Annotated in this window: 21 protein-coding genes; 9 read left to right on the top strand and 12 right to left on the bottom strand. The window is 39.2% G+C overall.

The window, feature by feature from the left end; genetic code table 11:
• Positions 1-190: 190 nt before the first annotated feature.
• Positions 191-1,213: a LacI family DNA-binding transcriptional regulator gene (locus CEQ21_RS04145; RefSeq protein WP_185763381.1), complete on the top strand. Its 1,023-nt coding sequence runs from the start codon at positions 191-193 to the stop codon at positions 1,211-1,213.
• 32 nt (positions 1,214-1,245) lie between these two features.
• Here CEQ21_RS04145 and nrdF read toward each other — a convergent pair whose 3' ends face one another.
• Genes nrdF through nrdI form a run of 3 tightly spaced genes read right to left on the bottom strand, consistent with a single transcriptional unit; the run spans position 1,246 to position 4,738 of the window.
• Positions 1,246-2,232: a class 1b ribonucleoside-diphosphate reductase subunit beta gene (gene nrdF, locus CEQ21_RS04140; protein ID WP_127740427.1), complete on the bottom strand. Its 987-nt coding sequence runs from the start codon at positions 2,230-2,232 to the stop codon at positions 1,246-1,248.
• 60 nt (positions 2,233-2,292) lie between these two features.
• Positions 2,293-4,386, bottom strand: coding sequence for a class 1b ribonucleoside-diphosphate reductase subunit alpha (nrdE, locus tag CEQ21_RS04135; RefSeq protein ID WP_185763380.1), 2,094 nt, complete (start codon positions 4,384-4,386; stop codon positions 2,293-2,295).
• A complete protein-coding gene (gene nrdI / locus CEQ21_RS04130; RefSeq protein ID WP_328593466.1) occupies positions 4,346-4,738 on the bottom strand; it encodes a class Ib ribonucleoside-diphosphate reductase assembly flavoprotein NrdI in 393 nt (130 codons plus the stop codon). Before nrdI ends, nrdE begins: the two co-directional genes overlap by 41 nt.
• A 1,124-nt stretch (positions 4,739-5,862) precedes the next feature.
• On the opposite strand from nrdI, the gene CEQ21_RS04125 reads away from it, so the two are divergent.
• The 6 genes from CEQ21_RS04125 to CEQ21_RS04100 all read left to right on the top strand — a co-directional run bounded on the left by CEQ21_RS04125 (position 5,863) and on the right by CEQ21_RS04100 (position 12,304).
• Entirely contained in the window at positions 5,863-6,006 is a 144-nt protein-coding gene (locus tag CEQ21_RS04125; RefSeq protein ID WP_185763378.1) for an FbpB family small basic protein, read from the top strand.
• A 215-nt stretch (positions 6,007-6,221) separates the two neighbouring features.
• A complete protein-coding gene (locus CEQ21_RS04120; protein ID WP_185763377.1) occupies positions 6,222-6,617 on the top strand; it encodes a sporulation protein in 396 nt (131 codons plus the stop codon).
• Between the two features lie 500 nt (positions 6,618-7,117).
• Complete coding sequence (locus tag CEQ21_RS04115; protein ID WP_185763376.1) at positions 7,118-7,414, top strand: hypothetical protein; 297 nt, start codon at positions 7,118-7,120, stop codon at positions 7,412-7,414.
• Between the two features lie 24 nt (positions 7,415-7,438).
• Entirely contained in the window at positions 7,439-7,765 is a 327-nt protein-coding gene (locus tag CEQ21_RS04110) for a hypothetical protein (RefSeq protein WP_185763375.1), read from the top strand.
• A 15-nt stretch (positions 7,766-7,780) separates the two neighbouring features.
• Entirely contained in the window at positions 7,781-11,437 is a 3,657-nt protein-coding gene (locus CEQ21_RS04105; protein WP_185763374.1) for a multicopper oxidase domain-containing protein, read from the top strand.
• A 21-nt stretch (positions 11,438-11,458) separates the two neighbouring features.
• Complete coding sequence (locus tag CEQ21_RS04100; protein WP_185763373.1) at positions 11,459-12,304, top strand: hypothetical protein; 846 nt, start codon at positions 11,459-11,461, stop codon at positions 12,302-12,304.
• Positions 12,305-12,355: 51 nt separating this feature from the next.
• On the opposite strand, the gene CEQ21_RS04095 is transcribed toward CEQ21_RS04100, so the two are convergent.
• Positions 12,356-13,165 (bottom strand): hypothetical protein, encoded by an 810-nt coding sequence (locus tag CEQ21_RS04095; protein WP_185763372.1) that lies wholly within the window; start codon positions 13,163-13,165, stop codon positions 12,356-12,358.
• 154 nt (positions 13,166-13,319) lie between these two features.
• On the opposite strand from CEQ21_RS04095, the gene CEQ21_RS04090 reads away from it, so the two are divergent.
• Together CEQ21_RS04090 and CEQ21_RS04085 are read left to right on the top strand one after the other, a co-directional pair.
• A complete protein-coding gene (locus CEQ21_RS04090) occupies positions 13,320-13,739 on the top strand; it encodes a hypothetical protein (protein ID WP_235907158.1) in 420 nt (139 codons plus the stop codon).
• Positions 13,740-13,751: 12 nt separating this feature from the next.
• Positions 13,752-14,165 (top strand): FixH family protein, encoded by a 414-nt coding sequence (locus tag CEQ21_RS04085; RefSeq protein ID WP_185763371.1) that lies wholly within the window; start codon positions 13,752-13,754, stop codon positions 14,163-14,165.
• On the opposite strand, the gene CEQ21_RS04080 is transcribed toward CEQ21_RS04085, so the two are convergent.
• From CEQ21_RS04080 to CEQ21_RS04045, 8 genes are all read right to left on the bottom strand, one after another.
• Positions 14,166-15,707, bottom strand: coding sequence for a copper resistance CopC/CopD family protein (locus tag CEQ21_RS04080; protein ID WP_185763370.1), 1,542 nt, complete (start codon positions 15,705-15,707; stop codon positions 14,166-14,168).
• 155 nt (positions 15,708-15,862) lie between these two features.
• On the bottom strand, positions 15,863-16,672 hold the full coding sequence (locus CEQ21_RS04075) for a hypothetical protein (RefSeq protein WP_185763369.1): 810 nt from the start codon (positions 16,670-16,672) through the stop codon (positions 15,863-15,865).
• 242 nt (positions 16,673-16,914) lie between these two features.
• Positions 16,915-17,322 (bottom strand): SMI1/KNR4 family protein, encoded by a 408-nt coding sequence (locus CEQ21_RS04070; RefSeq protein WP_185763368.1) that lies wholly within the window; start codon positions 17,320-17,322, stop codon positions 16,915-16,917.
• The gene (locus tag CEQ21_RS04065) at positions 17,319-17,855 is read right to left on the bottom strand and encodes a GrpB family protein (RefSeq protein ID WP_185763367.1); all 537 of its coding nucleotides are present in this window, start codon (positions 17,853-17,855) and stop codon (positions 17,319-17,321) included. Before CEQ21_RS04065 ends, CEQ21_RS04070 begins: the two co-directional genes overlap by 4 nt.
• Positions 17,856-17,873: 18 nt before the next feature.
• Positions 17,874-18,416, bottom strand: coding sequence for a GNAT family N-acetyltransferase (locus CEQ21_RS04060; RefSeq protein ID WP_185763366.1), 543 nt, complete (start codon positions 18,414-18,416; stop codon positions 17,874-17,876).
• Between the two features lie 115 nt (positions 18,417-18,531).
• Positions 18,532-19,293 carry a class I SAM-dependent methyltransferase gene (locus CEQ21_RS04055; protein WP_185763365.1) on the bottom strand — a complete coding sequence of 254 codons (762 nt, stop codon included), beginning with the start codon at positions 19,291-19,293 and terminating at the stop codon, positions 18,532-18,534.
• Between the two features lie 133 nt (positions 19,294-19,426).
• A complete protein-coding gene (locus CEQ21_RS04050) occupies positions 19,427-19,591 on the bottom strand; it encodes a hypothetical protein (RefSeq protein ID WP_185763364.1) in 165 nt (54 codons plus the stop codon).
• Positions 19,592-19,685: 94 nt separating this feature from the next.
• Positions 19,686-20,054 carry a hypothetical protein gene (locus tag CEQ21_RS04045; RefSeq protein ID WP_185763363.1) on the bottom strand — a complete coding sequence of 123 codons (369 nt, stop codon included), beginning with the start codon at positions 20,052-20,054 and terminating at the stop codon, positions 19,686-19,688.
• Between the last annotated feature and the right edge of the window lie 10 nt (positions 20,055-20,064).

Raw genomic sequence — 20,064 nt, 5'->3', positions numbered from 1 at the left:
AACGTTACAACTAAAATTATCACATTGTCCTTTAGATAATTCAACGCTCTTTTTGGACTAAATACTTGCTAAAAAACATAGTTAATTTACACTAATAATAACGATAAATACTTTGCAGCATGACATTATTTTGTCATGTATGGTAGTATTATGAATAATATTGTTTTCAATTAGTTGAAGGAATGAGTTTATGACAAAAAAAATTACGATGCAAGATATCGCCGACCAATTAAAAATTTCGAAAAATTCCGTCTCTCAAGCATTAACTGGGAAGGCGGGAGTTAGTGAAAAAACACGGCATTTAGTAGAAGCAACCGCAAGAGAGCTAGGTTATGAATATTTGCCTCTTCGCAAGAATTACCTTTATAACTCTGACAGCCAATCCTTAAAAATTGCGCTTATTGCCTCTGATTATGCATTTTCACTTAAAAGCTTCTTCGGGGAAATTTATTTAAGTATTGAAAAAGAGCTGACTAGTCAAAACAATAGCTTAATGATCCAATCGATAAGCAAAGAAGCCATCAATTCCCTTGCATTACCTTCCCTTATTCTCAATGGTGCGGTTGATGGAGTATTAATTTTGTCCCACTTGAGAACAGAATATATCCAAAAAATTATCGCTACAGGCATTCCTACAGTGTTAGTTGATCATCATCATCCTCACATCACTGCAGATGCAGTCTTAACAAATAATCGTTTTGGCGCCTTTATCGCTGTAGAACATTTAGTGAAATTGGGGCACAAAGAGATTGGATTTGTTGGCAATATTTCCATTTCTCCAAGCTATTATGAAAGATTGGAAGGATATCAGTTAGCATTAAGCCAATATGGACTAACTAAGGATGACTGTGTAATACTTGCAGACATTGAGGAAGATGGGGACAGTGTTAAAGCAGCGATGAAACGAGTGTCTAAACAGCCAACAGCCTGGTTTTGTGTTAATGACGGCTTAGGGTTTCTTGTCAGCTCGTATCTGTTGCAATCCGGCTATAAAATTCCTGAACATATTTCCGTTGCTAATTTTGATAATGGGCAACTATCAAAGCTTGCAACACCGAAAATCACAACAATGGACATCGATCTTGAGCTTTTCGGAAAAAGAGCGGTTGAACAGTTATTGTGGAGAATCAATAATAAAGAAACAGCCAATCAAGAAATTCTTCTGCCTGCCACACTGCTTGTAAGAGAGTCCACCGGGCCTGCCCCCAAATAAAAACCAGCTTCCAAAAGAAGCTGGTCTTGTCATTACTCGTTTGTTTTCCAGTCAAACACAAAATCGTCATCTGATAATGGTTCTACTTTTGTTGCTTTAACATAACCATTTCCTTTAACTGAGAAGAAGTCATGGTTTTTCGTATCTGTTTTCATGCCGTTTTCAACAATCGGGTTGATTGCTTCTGACGCAAAAACAGCTTCATAGCCAAGATTCATGCACGCTTTGTTGGCATTGTATCGAATAAATTTATTAACCTCGTCAACTAGGCCGATTTTTTCGTACAAATCCTGCGTATATCCTAACTCATTTTGGTAGAGTGTTTCGATTAAATCAAGTCTTTCTTTTGCAGCACGCTCTTGTTCTTCAATTGTCAGTTGGCCGTATAGCTCTTGAGCTATCAAACCAACATAAACACCGTGAATACTTTCGTCGCGAATTATTAAGTTTATTATTTCGCCAGATGCTGTCAGCTTCCCTTGCCCTGCTAGGAACAATGGATAGAAGAATCCAGAATAAAATAAGAATGATTCCAAGTAAACAGATGCAACAGTTGCCATGTATAAATCATACTTGCTAACCTCAGGCTTGAATAGCTTTTGGTAATATTCAGAGATAAGCTTGCCCTTTTTCTGTAATTGTGGATGATTGTGGACCCAGTCAAATACTTGGTCAATCTCTTCCTCTGTAGCAAGCGTTGTAAAGATGGTCGAATAGGATTTCGCATGGATTTGCTCCATCATCCCCATGAAAGACAGTACGCCTTTACGCTGTAATCCGCTCACATGCATGCTGATCAGCGGCATTCCTTCGCCGCCCTGCTCTGTATCAAGCAATGTCAACCCGCCAAGCACTTTCATGTAAGTGTCTTGCTCTGTTGGCGACAATTCGCCCCAAGTATTTTTATCAGATGAAAGACTGATTTCTTCCGGCAGCCAAAACTGTCGCGTATTTTGTGTATAAAACATTTGTGTGTAATCATCTTCATGCTGATTCCAGTTAACAGCATACTTAGTCATTTTCTTTCCCCCAGTGTACCCAAAAATAAAGGGGGAGACGCAGCTCCCCGTGTTCTTTCATTATACTGCACATGCGATACATTCATCGATCGCCAAGTTACGTGTGCGTGTATAGTATAGTGATTTTAAGCCGATTTCATTTGCATAAATATAATAGCGTGCCAATTCCTTTGTAGAAACATCTGAGTTTACATAAAGAATTGTTGAGATACCTTGGTCAACATGCTCTTGTGCTGCCGCAATCAAATCCATAACCTTAAATTGGTTCATATCGAACGCTGATTTATAGAACCAGAAATTCGTTTCATCCATATAAGGCATTGGGTAATATGTCGTTGAGTTTGCGTATGTGCGTGACTCAATTTGGTTAACGACAGGCATTACAGATGCAGTAGCATTTTGGATATACCCAATAGATTGTGTTGGTGCAACAGCTAAACGGTAAGCGTTGTACATACCATATTCTTGTACTAAAGCAGCTAGTTCTGCCCAATCCTCACATGTAGGAATATAGATACCTTCGAATAATTGCTTCGCTTTATCCGTTTTTGGTGCATAGCTCACTTCTTTATATTTTGCAAAGTAAGTGCCTTTTGCATACTCAGATTTATCAAAGTCTTTGAACGTTTCGTTTCGTTCTTTAGCAATCATCATGCTTTTTTCAATGGAGTAATAGTTCATCATCATAAAGAACGTCGCGGTGAAGTCTCTTGCTTCATCAGACTCGTAACTAATGCGGTTTTTTGATAAATATCCGTGCAGGTTCATTGCACCTAAACCGATCGCATGCAGTTCTTCGTTTGCTTTTTTTACAGATGGTGCATTCTGTACGTCTGAAATATCTGAGACGGTTGTTAAAGCTTCAATTCCGACATGCACAGAATCTCTGAACACATCACCAGGCTGCATCACATTAGGAATGTTTAGCGAACCAAGATTACAGTTAATATCACGGCGAATGATATCTTCTTGGCCGTAATCGGTAATTTCAGAAGTTTCCTGAAGTTGGAAGATTTCTGTACACAAATTGCTCATTTTAATCTGGCCAATGTCTTTAAGCGCATGCGCTTTATTTGCATTGGATTTGTTCATAAAGTATGGATAGCCTGATTCCAGCTGGATTTGGGCAATCTTTGTGATCATCTCGCGTGCTGTCATTGCGACACGCTTTTTCACGTTTGGATTTGCGACTAACTCGTCATACATTTCATCCATGCGCATATCATCTAAATGTACACCATATTCTTTAAATACACTGAACGGTGCAAAAACATAAAAGTCTTTGTTTTCCTTCGCTAATTGGAAGAACTTGTTTTCTACAATTAAACCGATGGAAAGTGTTTGAATACGTGACTTTTCGTCGGCATTTATTTTTTTTGTATCCAAAAATTCTACAACATCCCAATGGAAGATGTTCAAGTAAGCAGCACCTGCACCCTTACGTTGGCCAAGCTGGTTAGCGTAGGAGAAAGTGTCTTCTAACAGCTTCATAACAGGCACAACACCTGAAGCTGCATTATCGATGCCTTTGATTTGTTCATTACGTGCGCGCAGTTTCGATAGGTTAAGGGCAACACCGCCGCCTATTTTCGAAAGCTGACCTGATGTATTGATATTATGGAAGATGGAGTTTAAGGAATCGTCCATTTCCAATAGGAAACAGGATACCATTTCTCCGCGGCGGCTTCTGCCTGCATTTAAGAATGTTGGTGTAGCAGGCTGATAGCGCTGCTCAATCATTGCGATTGCGGTTTTCTTCGCCTTCGCAGCATCACCTTGTCCTAAAAATAGTGCAACGATGATAATGCGATCTTCGTATGTTTCTAAGTAGTTCTTTTTGTCATCTGTCTTCAAGGCATAATCTTTATAGAATTTCGAAATTGCCATATAAGACTGGAATTTAAATTCATAGTTATAAACTACATTTGTGATGTCTTCAATGTCTGATATGCTGTATTGGTCAAGCACTTGCGGATAATAAAAATCTTTTTCCACCATATAAGTAAATTTTTGTGCCACAGATTCAAAACGAATTAATTTCGGCTCAATCTCGGATACAAGAAATTCAGCAACTGCCTCCTTATCCTTCTCCAGACGGAAGAAACCTTTTTCGTTAAGCTGTGTCACTTCGTTGTTTAATTCTATGTGTCTCATAGCTAATATTTTGCACCCTTTCCCTAACTATCTCCACATCTTCGGGCATGCCGCTCATCTCAAACTTATGGAGAATTGGCACCCCGTACATATTTGATATCTTATTTGCACTTAAAGCAAAGTTTTGCCCCCAATTTTTATTACCGCTCGATACGACTGCATAAAGATTGGTGTGATTTACCTTAAGGAAGTCTAATGTTGTTTGAGGAACCTGCCCCATCCCAGTTGTATAAGTTAATAGTATAAAAGGTTCATAGACTTTAAGTCCAGCCTTTAGTTCTATTAAATTATGTTCTGGCAGCTCTAGTTTTTGGACAAAGCGGCGCACATTCCCGGTTTTACTGTCAAACACGATAAACAAAATTATTCCCTCCTTAAGATTTTTGATAGAATAGGGGCAAAAGCAATATTCTATCCTATACCCTTAAAACATACAAGGGCTACTAAATACAGATGTTTTTTATAAATATATCTCAATATGTTGTGTCTAAACACTATTCAACCCTTTTTTGGAACTAGAGTCAATAGAGTCTCTTTGAATTTTTTTGTCAACAAAATTACTCAAATTTTAACGAATTTCGATTTGAATTCCGCCTAAAAAAATGCAAAAAGTCTGATGAGAGTAGTCCTCATTAGACTTTTTTTTATACGAAAATATATTCTATTTCTCTCTCTTCCCACCAGGCAACTTTATAAAACCTTCATACTTTTTTTACTTTTAAATAATACGGCGGCGAAATTCTCCTTTTTTCGTAAAAAATTATACTACATGAAATCTCACCAATCGCAAAGCAAAATGGACTGAAATAATCAAACGTACTTTAATGTGAATTATATTCCCCCTGTTTTTGCTGGCAATTTAGTGCATTAAAAGGAAATGAAATTCAATATATGTACTTTATAAACTAGTTTCTAATCTTTGCAGTTGTAATTTCGCATTGCGTGTATTTTATCGTCCATACCTTTACAGATCATCCATTAATTGAACCTTCCTTATCCAATACATCGATACCTAAGTTCTTTTTAGTCTTAAGTTAGATGAAATATAATTTTATACACTACCGTCTCACTGATTAATATTTGCTTATCTTCCCTTCCCTCAAAGTATTAAGTTGCCAGTAACTTAGTCTATAAAGTTTATACAATTAAAAAAACTTGTTTCCTATATATATAGGAAACAAAAAAATTTATTTTTACTATCTTCATTATTTGACGAAATTCGCTTTCTCTTTTATGATAGATATATAATATTTCGAATATCCCTAAAGGGGAGTAGCTTTAACAGCAAAGTCGTCATTACAGAGTGCAGACTCTCGGCTTTGTTGGCAACTGAAAAGTTGTTAGCAAGACCTTTACATGTGAATGTGTAAAGGTCTTTTCTTTTTCCAAAAACCTTTACCGTTATCGGTGGAGGTTTTTTTTGATTTTACTCCAATGTAGGCAAAAACAAATAAAAAAATTGCGAGGATGATTGTGATGAAAAGACAGCTAAAATTAAACTTGTATGATTTAATCAAAAAGAATAAGGAAGAGCTACTCAAGGACAGAAGCGTAGTTGAAAAAATTGAGAAACGGGTGGAAGAAAAGATTATGAAACAAAACATAAACTTAATTCATTGAGGAGTAGAACAGCAATTTAAACTAGGTATCGAAATGAACAAAAATTTATTATATTATTAGAATAGACGACGTATGATTGAAAGGTGCGGCAAAGATATTTGTTTGCTAACATTCCTCAATAAAAAAAAGTATATATTTTGATACAAACATAACATTAGCAACACATTACAAAATCAAACAATATCCTATTAAAAATAGGACTGGAGGATTATAGTTTGTTAACTTTATTGACTAAATTACTAAAAACCAGTGCCCCTTCTGTTGATCTTTCCTTGTCAAAGCATTCAGCTGCTTACGGAGAGATTGTCACAGGCCACTTCATTATTCAAGGGGGACGTAAAAGCTGCAAAATAAAAAGATTGGAATGCACGTTGGTGAAGGAATATAAGAATGGCCAAACAGAAACAGTAGAAGAAGTTACAACCATTCTAATGTCCAGAGTCATAAGCAGTGAGGAGAAAGTGGAGCTTCCCTTTTCTTACTTGATTACAGACAAGCTTGAGCAGACTGCTGCAGATTTTACTTATCGACTGCACACTAATCTAGTTTTTGCAGAAAATATGTCTAGAAAGGACCATGATGAATTAGTGATTGTCGATAATCGAACATAAAATAAAACAGGACGTGTCGACTTGGCACATCCTGTTTTTTTTTACATTGACACTGTTTACTCAATTTGTATTTTTTCCATTCTTTTGTCAACACAGCTTGTCTAACCTTCAAATATAATATAGTAATGCTAATAAGAAAGGAGTAAAGCTAATATGTGCAACTCCAGCTCTAAGTGCTTCTGTCACCAAGGTTACAACCTAGCGTACTTCCACAATCGTTGTAACCGCTGTCAACCTTTCATCCGCCTCAACCACTGCAACCCATGCCACTATCACAACTATCAATATAACTGCCACTCATACTTCCCTTTTTTCCCAAACAATATTTGCTGTCGCTGTAAAAAACATTAAAACCCCAAAAAATCAATCGTCTGCTTGCCTAAAACCGCATATTTCTGCGGTTTTTTTAGTTTATTTGCCAAGTGAGTCAAACGCACAAACATGTCCATAAACCCTACATACAATACGACTAAAACCATGATAAAAAGGAAGGTTATGTGATGAATATAGAGAAATATCCTTTAATCCCCGAGAATGCCATATTCAAAGGCCTAGTAGGTACAAGTATTTTGGTTGTCACAGATGAAGACCAATTAAATATTCTTGGGCAAACATTTCGGCCAATATTCACTGGAACAGTAAGCGAAGTGACAAATGGCTATCTGACTTTAAATCCTGCGATTATTAAAATGAGCAATGCGCCCTTTTACCAATTCCCTACCCCACTTAGTATTCCGTTAGAAAAAATCTCGTGGTTCACACCTTGGGATCCAGAAAGACGATTGCCATTAGTCTAATTTATTATTGTGAGAGGTGAAATTATGTCAAACAAAAATAAAGTAAAGCTGTTGAAGGATTTAGGATTTTCCAATGAAACAGATATCAATGCAATCCGCCAAGCAGTAGTAACAGAAAAGTTCAGAAAAAGCATCGGAAAACGAACTCTTATTCTTATGGGACCATATCCATTCATGATTATTGGAACAATCTTAGAAGTAGTATCTGATTTTATTCGGATCAAAGTAGAGGTTACAAATATTTCTGAATTAGACGGGGAAATATTCAGGCTTCATTTAGATCAAATCGAAGTGTTTTTTATTGAAGATGGCACAAATAAGATTCCTGATCTCAATATAGGTTCACATTAAAGGAGGGATAAATACATGTTACGAAGGTTTCACATCGTGGCTATTCCGATTAGGATTGTTTTCAATAAATTCGGTGATTACGATCCTGATGGCATGATGTATGTGTTAAAGGAAAACGAAGCTAAATTAAAGGCACAGGTTGCAGCAAACCCGTTTATGCCTGTCGATCTTGTTGAGCCCCTCGTCATCCGTGCAAACGGTGGTGATGATATTGAAATTTTATTTGAAAACCAGCTCCCTTTTAACACGTCCATGCATATTCAAAAAATAGAATATAGTGTGTTTACCTCTGATGGCGCCTTTGTCGGAGTTAATCCCGATACAACAGTGCCTCCAGGAGGACAGATTATTTATCGGTGGAGTGCGAATGAACTCGGTATTTCTTTCTTCTCAGATATGGGAAACACCTTATCTAGTGAGTTAGGCAGCAATGTTCATGGTCTTTATGGTGCTCTGTTTGTCCAGCCGAGAGGTTCCTGGTGGACAGATCCTGTTACAGGGCTACCAATCAATAGCGGTGCATTTGCCGATATTCATAACGCCGTCCTTCCATCCTACCGGGAATTCGCATGGTTTTTTGGAGATGAGCCAGAAGTAAAGGATTTGACTGGACAAAACCCATTCAGCCCGCACACCTTGCAGCCTGAATCCACCTTCCCGATCAATTACCGCTCAGAGCCTATGCGAAACAGGCTAAGATTACTGCAAGAGGGGGTAGTATGTCCAGAATGCGAAAGTGAAGAGGTTCATCATGATTCATGGGTGTTTGGTGATCCAACCACTCCGATTCTTCGGGCCTATTTAGGTGACCCCATAAAAATCCGTTTAGTTCATGGTGGTGTGAAGGAAACACATACCTTTCATTACCATGTCCATCAATGGCTGCAAGAGCCTTCTGACCAAGATTCAGAGCTTGTCGATGTTCAAGCAATTTCACCACAAAATAGTTACACAATAACTCCATTATATGGTGCAGGCAGTCTGCAAAGAGCACGGGGCGACGCGATTATCCATTGCCATCTTTATCCTCATTTTGGAGAGGGAATGTGGGGCATTCAGCGTAACTTTGACACATTGCAGGACGGAAGCCAGTGCTATCCAAATGGAGTACCAATAGCGGCGCTTAAACCACTGCCGACACAACCACTCCCCCCAGAATCGACGGCTGAAAAACCTGGTTACCCTAATTTCATTCCAGGAATCGTTGGTTGTAAAGCTCCAAGGCCCCCGCTTGTTGGAGATCGGGAATCAACCAGACTGGAGAAAAACGCTTTTGACCCTCGTGCCGTCCCTGGTGCTGCGTTTACTAACCCTTGTCCACCAGGAAGCCCTGTTCGTGAATTTGATATCTCCTTAATCCAAATGCCTATCGTCTATAACAATCAAGGCTGGCATGATCCAGAGGGGCGCTTATATGTGCTTGCTAAGGATGAGGAAGATATAATCGCAGGAAGAAAGTCGCCAGAGCCACTGGTAATCCGTGCAAATGCAGGTGAATGCGTGCGGCTTCACTTTACAAACAAGCTTCCGGAAGTGTTGGGCGGAAATGCCTTCCAGCTTGTCAACCGCACTTATGAAGCAGGGATGCATGTCCACTTCGTTAAATTTGATCCACTTTGTTCGGATGGAGCAAACGTCGGCTGGAATTATAACTCTGGAATACTGCCTGGGGAAACAATCACCTATCAATGGTTTGCCGATGTTGAATTAAAGGCAACCTTCTGGCATGATCACTTATTTGCCAATGAACATCAACAGCATGGTGTATTTGCTGCTATTAACGTAGAATCAAGATTTTCCAGATTCTTAGATCCTCACACAGGAAAAGAGACAGAGTCCGGTACTCAAGTAATGGTCGTAAACCCAATAAGTCCGGATTTCCGAGAATTTCACTTTTTTGTGCATGACTTTTCCCTACTGTTCGACGCAAATAATCAGCCCCTTAATCCGCCGCCATTCCCTGGTTCAGTAGATGATCCTGGTGTAATGGGCATCAACTACCGTAATGAACCATTGCAATTCCGGTTAAAGGAACCTGACTGTGATCCTGCTTATACATTCAGCTCATGGGTTCACGGGGATCCAGTCACACCGCTTCTGGAAACGTATAATGGCGACCCTGTGCGGATTCGTCTCATCCAAGGTGCTCACGAAGAATCGCACAGCTTTAACCTGCACCGTCAGCGCTGGCATCGCGAAAGGGGTGACCTTGATTCAGAGCTAGTTCAACAGCAGCATATCGGTATTTCAGAATCGTTTACATTAGAATTCTTCATTGATGGTGAAGGAGACTTTGATATGCTGTATCATTTTGGAACTGTTGATGATATTTGGTTAGGAAACTGGGGAATTATGCGAACATTTAAGGAAAAGGTTTCACATCTCCTGCCATTGCCTGACCAGCCTGCACCGCCACCGAGAACAAAAACTTTACCTGTTCCAACTGGCTGCAAGCCGCCAATGGCTCCGCTTCCTGGAAGTCCTGCACCTAAAAGCGCACCTGTTCGAAAGTATGAAGTAGTCGCAATCCAAACACCAATTATCTACAACAACTTTGGTGACCATGACCCATACGGGATTGTCTTTGCACTTGCAGAAGATGTACCGAAAATATTATGCGGCGAAAAAAATCCAGAACCGCTCATTTTGCGAGGAAATGTTGGCGAATGTGTCGAAGTAACCCTTTATAATCAGTTATTCGGTCCATTTCATAATGAAAATGATCTCCTTCATGGCTATCCGAGCGTTCCAGTCGAAGCTCCCTTCCCTCCATCGCACCGAATTTCGATGCATGCACAGCTCGCGGAATATGATGTGCGCTACTCTGATGGGGCAACGGTTGGCTATAACTATGATCAAACAATCGGTCCAGGTGAATGCATCACCTATCGCTGGTATTTGGATCAGCCATTCGGAACCGCAAATCTGTGGGATATGGCGGATATAAGAAATCATCGCCATCATGGTGCCTTTGGTATGCTTATCACGGAATTCAGAGGATCAGAATATTTAGATCCTACAACAAGAGAAATCGTAAAAACCGGTGACCAAGTGATCATCTCTAATGCCTTTGCCGAGTATCGTGAGTTTGCGATTATGATGCATGATGGTATCAGGCTAGTTGATAAAAATGGAAATCTCATCATTGATCCTGAACCGTTACTTGTCGATACAGAAGAGCTTGAATTAGAGGATTTTGAAGACCAAGGTTCACGAGCATTCAACTACAGGGCAGAAAGATTTAAGCACCGTCTTGCTCAAAAACCAGATATATCAGAAGTATTCAGCTCCACTGTTCACGGAGATCCGGCAACACCTTTATTTCTAGCATACGCAGGCGACCCTGTTGTTGTACGATTTGCCTTTCCAGCAGACAGAGCACGTGCCCATTCGTTTACCATTCACGGTCACAAATGGCTTGATGATGATGATGATGTGAATTCACGAATTACTGGTATTGAAGGACAAATAGCGGTCGGCCATGCTGATGATTTTGCCCTAAAATACGGTGCAGGCGGATATTTCAACGTGCCTGGAGACTATTTGTACAGGTCTGGTCTGATTCGCTGGGATATTGAGCTTGGTGTTTGGGGAATTATGCGTGTGTTAGAGATGCCTAATCCTAATTTAGCACCTCTCAATCCAAATTTTTCTCCATTTAAAACGGACTAAGAAAGGAGGCGTTTAATCTAAATGGAAAATAAACATTGTGACTGTCCTTGTCACCATAACAAGGATAAATGCCCGCAAGGCGGCTTTTGCTGCCCTGGGCGCATTCCTGCTGAGATTCCTAATGATCGGTTTGGTTCGCCTAACGTATGTCCTAGCACAATCCCAACACCGCGCTATAATTCACCTAACAGCTCATTGCCAATCCATCAATTAAACCGGCTACAGGCATGCATAGAGGAAATAAATGATACACTTCGCACAATTGGTAATCCTCGTGATCCAGAAAACCCTGAAGAACCTCAGCGTCAAAGACAGCTTCAGCAGCATTTTCGGGCCCTGCGCGGCTCGCTCGTTAAAGTAGTTGTTACATGCCATGATGAGAAAGTGACATTGCTTGGAATTTTGGAAGATGCAGGAGCTAACTTTATTCTGCTGAATACACTCAGTGAGAAAAAGCTCCTTTTATTTGAAAGAATTTGTCTCTTGAAGCATGAAAACAATGATGCAGAAACGTTCGATCATGAGCAGGAGCTTCTTCACATCGATAAGTGTCTCCGCAGGGAAATCACCTTCCATTTTGGTGAAATTGTCGGAAGAAGCCCTGAATTGATCAATATCTTTTTCGGTATTCCCCTCCACTTGTACATGCTGCCATTCATCGGCTGTAAAATTGAAGTGAAAACAGATGAGGAAGTGCTGATTTCCGGCATCCTTTGTGAAGTTGATGAAAACCAATTCAGACTAGAAGTGAACGAAGAAGCTGAAGAAGACGGAGACGAGGAAATCAAAATTGATCCTTGTTTGGAAGAAGACGGAGTTCGTACGATTAATTTTGATGAGATGTGTTTCATTTCAATAGGTTCATAGAAAATGAAGAGCTGCCGCCATTGGCAACAGCTCTTTTTTCCTGTTATTTTACTAGTTATGCTTCCCATTTTTCTTCCGCTTTGGCCAAATGCTATGAAAAGATTCCTTAAGCCACTGAACAAAGGTTGGAAACATCTGAAATGGAGTGCTTCGCTTTAATAAGTGTATATCTTTCATGTCAATTACAGACAGTTCTTTGCGTTCCTTTAATGTCATCTTCCCAGAAGAAACATTTATAAGCTTTCCTTTATAATCCTTTCCACTAGCAAAGACAGTTATCTTTGTTTTCGTCCAAGCTTGCAGATGTACATGTAGAGCTTCCTCATAAAACTGCCGCTTTAACACATCATTTTTTAGAATAGTAGATGAAAAGTCGTTAAGCAGCTTTTTCCTTAATGTATCATCATACACTACTTGCTGATGGTTATTCGGCATATCGGAAATCCCGTACGGTACACTAGCAGATTCAATAACAGAATACGGTATCCAAAACCGCTCTGTCACTGTTGTTAATGCAACAAAGTCTCTGCCCACTACACTAACTCTGCCAAGCAGCTCGTTTACTTCCCCGCACACATGCGCATGAACCTTTGTCTGCTGATTTCGCCTGCCCTTCAAAAAACTAAGGAGCATTATTGACTTTTTATAATGTGGTAAACTCTGCCCAATATGCTTCAGGTTTACACCTTCCATGTATGCTCTCAGCAGCTTTAATTCATGTGCTGGCATTGTACTTGGTGGTGATGTATAGCCTTCACCCCTCTTTAACGTATAATAATCATTTTTCAAAAACTTTGTTTTATTTGTGAAACGCTCATAATATTCTTTTTCCTCACTCTTCCCCATTTCTTCCTTTTCCAACGTTTTTCCCCCTCTTAGTCTCTCGTTTTTATACAGTATGAAAAGACATAAAAAAAAGGACGGGAACTGAATATGGATTTTAGCACATTTTTTTGACTCATTAGCTAAAAATGGCGCAACAGCATAGACGTTTTCATACATATAGGAGCAAGGGGTGAGTGTGGTGTTATCTTTTACATGGGTGTTGCTTGTCAGTTATTTAATTACAGCAATCGTTTCATACGGTTATTTACGCAAGGCAAGAAACTTAATCAGCTATCATTTCGGAATGAATATAGCGATGACTTCAAGTGGGGTGATGGGAATCTCAACAGGGATACTCCTTGGCAGTCAATTCCCATTGTATTTTTCTGAAGTTACTGTTGTAACTTTAATTATTGCTGTCAGTGTCGGCGCGATATTCGGTTCACTTGTAGACTACCAGACACTGTTAACAGGTGTATCAAGCGGCATTATGGCAGGAGTGATGGGACCAATGCTTGGGGCTGCAGCAGATTTCGCTCTCCTTGTCGTTGCTACCCTTCTCGTGTTCTTAAGCTTTGGATTACTATGTTTTTCATTAAGATCTTTATAAAGGAGCAATCATATGAAGGCAATACGTTTAGCTGTTATTACATGTATAAGTTCCATTTTTTTATTCGGGTGTACTAAAATAGAAGAACATGAGCAAACATCCGGATCTGAACAGGAAGCACATGAGCATTCAAGTGATGTAACGATCGAAATTGTGTCACCGATAGTTGAGCCTGCAATTAAAGAATTAGACATAGAGGTTGCCCTCTTAAATGGTGAGGATGCTTTGACAGATGCTAAAGTAGGATTTGAAACTTGGAAGGACGGCGAAACAACCCATCCGTATTTTGATGCAGAAGAAGGCGAAAATGGACACTACCAATCAAAGCTACTCTTTGAAGAGCCTGGAGAATATACAGTGAAGGTGCATGTGGAAAAAGGCAGCATCCATGAACATAAAGAAATATATATTACAGTAGGAGAGTAATTAGTCGTTTTTCATTGCTTTAAATAAGCGAAAGCTTTTTGTGAAGAGCTCTTCCTCCCCATTCTGATTAACGATTTTCACCTCGGCAACCCACTCGCCGTCAAACGGCAGATAATAACCCTCTGCTTCATATAGCCCTGGTGTCTCGAGGGACTTTAACGGTACCTGAATGGGGGCAATCTCTTCATTGTCTTGATAAGTTAACGATAATTCCGCCCTTTTGACGGTATTTTCCTTAAATTGAATTTGAAAATGATTTTTACCTGGAGCGTTCGGTGTTATGGTCAAAGTCATGTTTGTATCTTGATTGCTTTCTTGCCAGTAAAGAGGTGAGTTATCTGGCGCAGGACTTAAGTAGCTTAAACCACCAACAACAAGCAATATTAACAGCATTAATCCAAAGTCTACCTTTACCCAATGCCATGCTTTTGCTGGCATCCTGTTTAAACACCTTCTAATAATGAATGCTGTAAGCAATACAAGGCAGACAAGTGAAGACTTCACAAGTAACAGGATTCCCCAAGGTGTTATCCATAAATAATCCAATGCTGGTAAAAACAGAACAGTTAGAAGCGTACCTGAAAGCGAGAGCGCAATCATGCTGAAAAACGCCCATTTGGAGAAATTCGGAAGAAACTCCTTCACATGAACACGATTTTTTTTCCAGTAGGTTACAATATACAATAAACCCCCAACCCAAATCGCTGCTGCTAGTAAGTGTACGAAGTTAGCGGGAATTGCTGCCCATATCGCCCCATATGAACTTGAATGACCATTGAAGCTTTTCGCTGCCAACATAAGAATAATCCAGCTAACATCTATCCACTTCGATTTAGCGAGCAGGAAAAGACCTAATACAGATAACATTAGTGATAAAAACCAAGAAACACCAAATCCAGTGTTAAGAGGAATGCCTGCGACTGTTGTATTCATCAACCACTGTACAGCAATTAATAGGATTAAACATAGTAAATGATATTGCTGTAAAATGAATGCAATGAAGTCAAATGTCTTTTTCTGTGCCTCTGTATGCTTTTTCTGCTGAATGATTCCCCAGAAAATCCAGCCGGTAATGCTAAGTAAACCAAAATAATAAGCGGCTCTCGTAAAATAAACAAGGAATTGAAACGTGCCTCCTTCATTCGATTCCAGCTCAATATCTGACGGAAGGGCACTATTACCAACTAAAAATACATATGAGCCACTTATTGGGTGCCCATCTGCTGATACAACGGTGTATGTAACTAAATAAGCACCATCCGCCAATTCTGGCACACTTACCTCCAATTGACGATTATCATTGCTTAAACTTACCTCACTGCCTGCGATTGCTTCTTTATCTTGGTTTAACACCTTTACAGCTGTTAAACCAGCTTTAATTGCTTCGTTAAAAGTTAGCGTTATTCCAGCAGGACTTTCCTCAAGTCTGCTGTCTGCTACAGGATTTGTGTTTGTTAAAACAGCATGTGCTCCTGCTTGTTTAGGAATCATAAAGCTGAAAAATAGGAATAGGAAAAGAACTAAACAAATAGCTTTTCTCATATGCCCCCCCTAAAAAGAATGCTTTTATGTGTATCCTATTCAATCACAGCCTAATTGATAATAAAAATACTTTATACTTTGACCATTTTCTTCTCCTAAAAAAGGAAGGTCATTTCTAACAATCGAAATGACCTTCCCTGCCCATAACTATAACATTAATAGCTGAAATGATCTGATTCCTCGACTTCCTCCATTTTTTCATGGACTCCACCACAATGCAGACAAGAATGATCCTCATTACACGGAAAATAGCAGACAGGACATGGATTACAATGCTTGTCCAACCATTCAATTTTGCAAATATGCTCTATTAATACAGTAACAACCTTTTCATCATATTTAAGAATATCTACAAAATTAGTGCCAACGTTACAGATAATTCCTTCCACTTCCTCTGAACTGTCAGGACATTCTAAAAATATCCTTACTTTGCAGCCCTTAAATCGGAATAGCTGAAACGCAAGGTTGCCGTTTAAACCATTAAAATTTAACCTAGGATTGTTTATCCCGAAGAAAAATGGCGATATCTTAAGCGGAACGTCACAATTCTTGCCAACAAAGTGGCCGTTACTGTGTTGGTTATATGGTTGCCCAAGTAAAAAACTACCCGGAGCACATTTGTGGTGATGCTTGTTGCAATCACAATTTGAATGATGATGGTCTTTGTCACAGTCACAATCTGAATGGTGGTGATGGTCTTTATGGCAATCACAGTCGGAATGGTGATGATGATTTTTGTGGCAATCACAGTCGGAATCATGGTGATAATCTTTACAGCAGTCACAATCGGTATGGTCGTAATGGTCCTTACAGCAGTCGCAGTCTGAGTGGTGCTGATGACGATATGCTGGATAATGATTCTTATCCTCTTTATCCCACTTATTGACTACTCCATACAGTGATGTCAATAAATGCTTTGATATTTTTTTTGCTCCGCCCCTAACGGAAAATCCTAAAATACTCATTAAATTTCCCCTTTCTGTCGCTATTCATACTAATATATGTTAGAGATTTCCAACTGGCATGTACAAACGTGTAATGGTTTTAAATTTGAGTTTTACCTTATAAAATCCAATTCAAGAGGGACTTCTTCCATAAAAAAAAGCGACTAGCCCCTATTGGTAGCTGTCGCTATACCGCAAATAATTTTCAATTAACCTTCCACACCATACACACTACGTCGTTACATAGCTGTTATGACAGCTCCTTAATCTTCTGCCAAGAGAATAATCAATTCCTTCAAACTTGGCGCAACCTTATCTGCTACACAGTCCTCATGGTACCAAATATACACTTCTTGCTCCATTAGACCATTACTGCTTTTCAAGCATAATTTATCTCCTGTGCCGTCTTCTCCAACAACAATCCAGCCTTCTAGCCCTTCTGTTTGTGCTTCGATATTGTGTCTGACAATGTCGTCCCATGTCTTTTTTACATTATTCCTGTCTTTTATGGGAAATAATAGCCACTCACCAATCTCTGCATTATTAACCAGTTTATATAACTGACGAAATTGTTCAGGAAAAGCAGCACCGAGCTTTTCTTCCGTAGCAAATATGTCAATTTCATCTACTCCAGGCTTTTTTGTCATAATATAACTTAGTATTTCGTTCATATCTTGCTCCTAAATGCCTTTTTTAAAATTCTTGTTACAAACTCACTTTTGCCTGATGTATAAGCTTGACGGGTTTTTGATGTCCTTGCCAAGCATAGCTTTAATTTACCGTAATCAGCTGCTTCCTTTTCATTTGAACGAAGATAATCGCGAAAGGCCAGATGCCTTGTCAGTTCCTCACTGTCCTTTGTACAAACGTAAAGATGATGGTCCATCCAAATTTGTTTGACTTTACTAGCACTCCACGGGACAAAGTTATCCTTCCTTCCGAAGGCTTCTCTCCCGTCAAAACTCCAATCTTCTTGATGGTAATAACCAATTACACTAAGAGCAGCTACCACCTCAGGAAAAATTGTATGATTTTCAATCACAACATTTATATCCAGAATAGGTTTAGCACATAACCCCTTAACAGAAGTGCTGCCAACATGCTCCACGCGAAGAATATTTCCCTTTAAATTGTCCTTTAAGATCTGTTCCAATAATTTGTAACAGACTTCCCAACTGGCGTTATATTCCTGAATTTCTATCATGGGCTGACACTTCCTTTATTAGCGTGTCCACTCCTCTGCCAAAACACCATACACAACATGGTCCACATAATGATCATAAAGCCATTCTGCCTTTCTAATGCAGCCTTCCTCCGTAAATTGCAGCTTCTCAGGAATACTTCTACTTTTTTTATTTCCTAATGCAGCTCTTACCTCGACTTTATTTAAATGTAACTCTTGAAAGGCATAATCCGTTAAGGCTCTTACAACATTTATCATAATTCCATTTCCTTGATAGGCATGCCCTAGCCAATAGCCGATATACGCTGTCTTATTTGACCAGTTAATACTGTTAAAGCTTGCTACTCCTACAATTTCCCCTTTAAAAAGAATCACAGTAGTCAAACTATTATTCTCTGAAAATCCTTTTAAGCAAAACTTTATATAGTCCTTTGTATCCTTTATTTTCGTTGTTGTATCAAGCCATGGCAGCCATTCTCGCAAATAGCTTCTCGATTTTTCCGTTAACTCAAACACACGGTCAGCATCGTTAGGCTGGATTAGCTTTAATGATAGGTCAGCGTTGATTTTGTGTAGGAACATTTTTTCCCTCCGAATTGGTTTTTTTTGTATTTTACCATACTGATAAATTCTTTGGAGCATGACATAATAAAAAGAACAAGGAGTTTTTATGCCTTGAACTTCTCGACAATTTACGTTATATTTTCCGAGCCTTCACGATAAACCTATGCTGCCTAGCCTCAAAGTAACCATTTTTCTGAATATCTTGATGTATGTCAAACAATTTATGTTCGTATTTTGAAACGCTAAAGCCAGGAACCTGCCAGGAAATTGCATGAAGATAATAAATCAATGCACCAATATCGTAAAAACGAGTAACTGGAAATTCCTCCTTCGCAAACACTATTTGAAAATCATGGTTTTCTAACTCTTCCGTCACTAATTGGAGGTTCCATTCAGAAAAATCACCATTTACAGGAACACCTAAGGCTTTATTTATTTCGGCACAATCCGATCCACCAACCTGCTGTGTTAAAAAAACTCCTTGCTTATTCAATATTCTTCTCAGCTCAAAAGGAGAATAGGATTCATGTCTGTTGAGAATAAGGCTAAATTGGTTATCAGCAAATGGTAGATTATTATCGTCTTCTATAAAGGTAACTTGAACACCTAATGGCTCCAATCGCTCCTTAGCAATTGCTACATTCGGCTCATAACCTTCTGTTGCGAAAACGCTTGCAGTTATCGGGTGAAGCAATGATAAAAATTCACCGCCGCCTGTACCCATATCAAGCATACAATCCGTATTGCGAGTTAACGGTATTGCCATACTTCCATACGACCATGAAAGCACACTTGAGGATGTTCGCCCTGTTTCTGTTAAAAAGGAGAAATCCCAGCCCTTGAAAGCGCGATTTCCATCCTTAATAAAATCATAAAAAGCCGGATCCTTTTCCATTATTGTCCCCCTTTAAATTTTCCTAATGTGGGAAGTTTTATAGTAATTCTTCTACAGCTTATTGTAACTCCATATATATATGAAACTATTCATCCTTTATGGTAACTCCATACAGTTATTCTCCATGAAATGACTATTTCCTTTTATCTGTACGAACCGATATGATATTGGCAGCATGCCCATATTCAAGCCTGACTGTTTTTCTTGCAGCAACAGGCGTCCTTGCTGTGATTGGCAAGACAAGCTTCTCTCCATTCGTCTCCAGTTCCACAAAAAAACATTTCGCTCCACATTTCATAAGATGCACTCCTAAACCCGGTTTGTGAATAAATTATACGCTAGTCTTGAAAGAAAGCAAAAGGGAGATGCTTTCTTTAGCCGCTCCCAATCGCCTATTCCTTGCTTATTGCACCTAAGCCCTCAAGCAAAACCTTTGCATCTCCATTTAAATAACCTCTGGCTGCTTTTTTCAATAATGTTTGTTCATTACCTTTAATAAGCAGTTTTAACCCTCTTACATCAAAACTAGATGCATACGAATTGATAGAATTATAGATAGCTAACTCGTGCCGTGTTGGATGCTGATAACCTGATTCAATGGAATCTGTAATAAACTTCAACAGCTCTCTGCCGTTCTTCTTTAATTTTCTTTCATTTTTTTGCAAATAATCTATATTATCTTCCATTAACTTTCTTGCAGTCACTAAATCCAGCTCTTCTACCTTTGCATTAACCGTTTCAATTAGTTGCTCTACATACATGCTAAAACCC

Origin of the sequence: Niallia circulans, assembly GCF_007273535.1 — a bacterium.
Lineage (GTDB): Bacteria > Bacillota > Bacilli > Bacillales > Cytobacillaceae > Niallia > Niallia circulans_B.
Note: the sequence above shows the minus strand (reverse complement) of the source record. Positions and strands in the feature narration are given on the sequence as shown.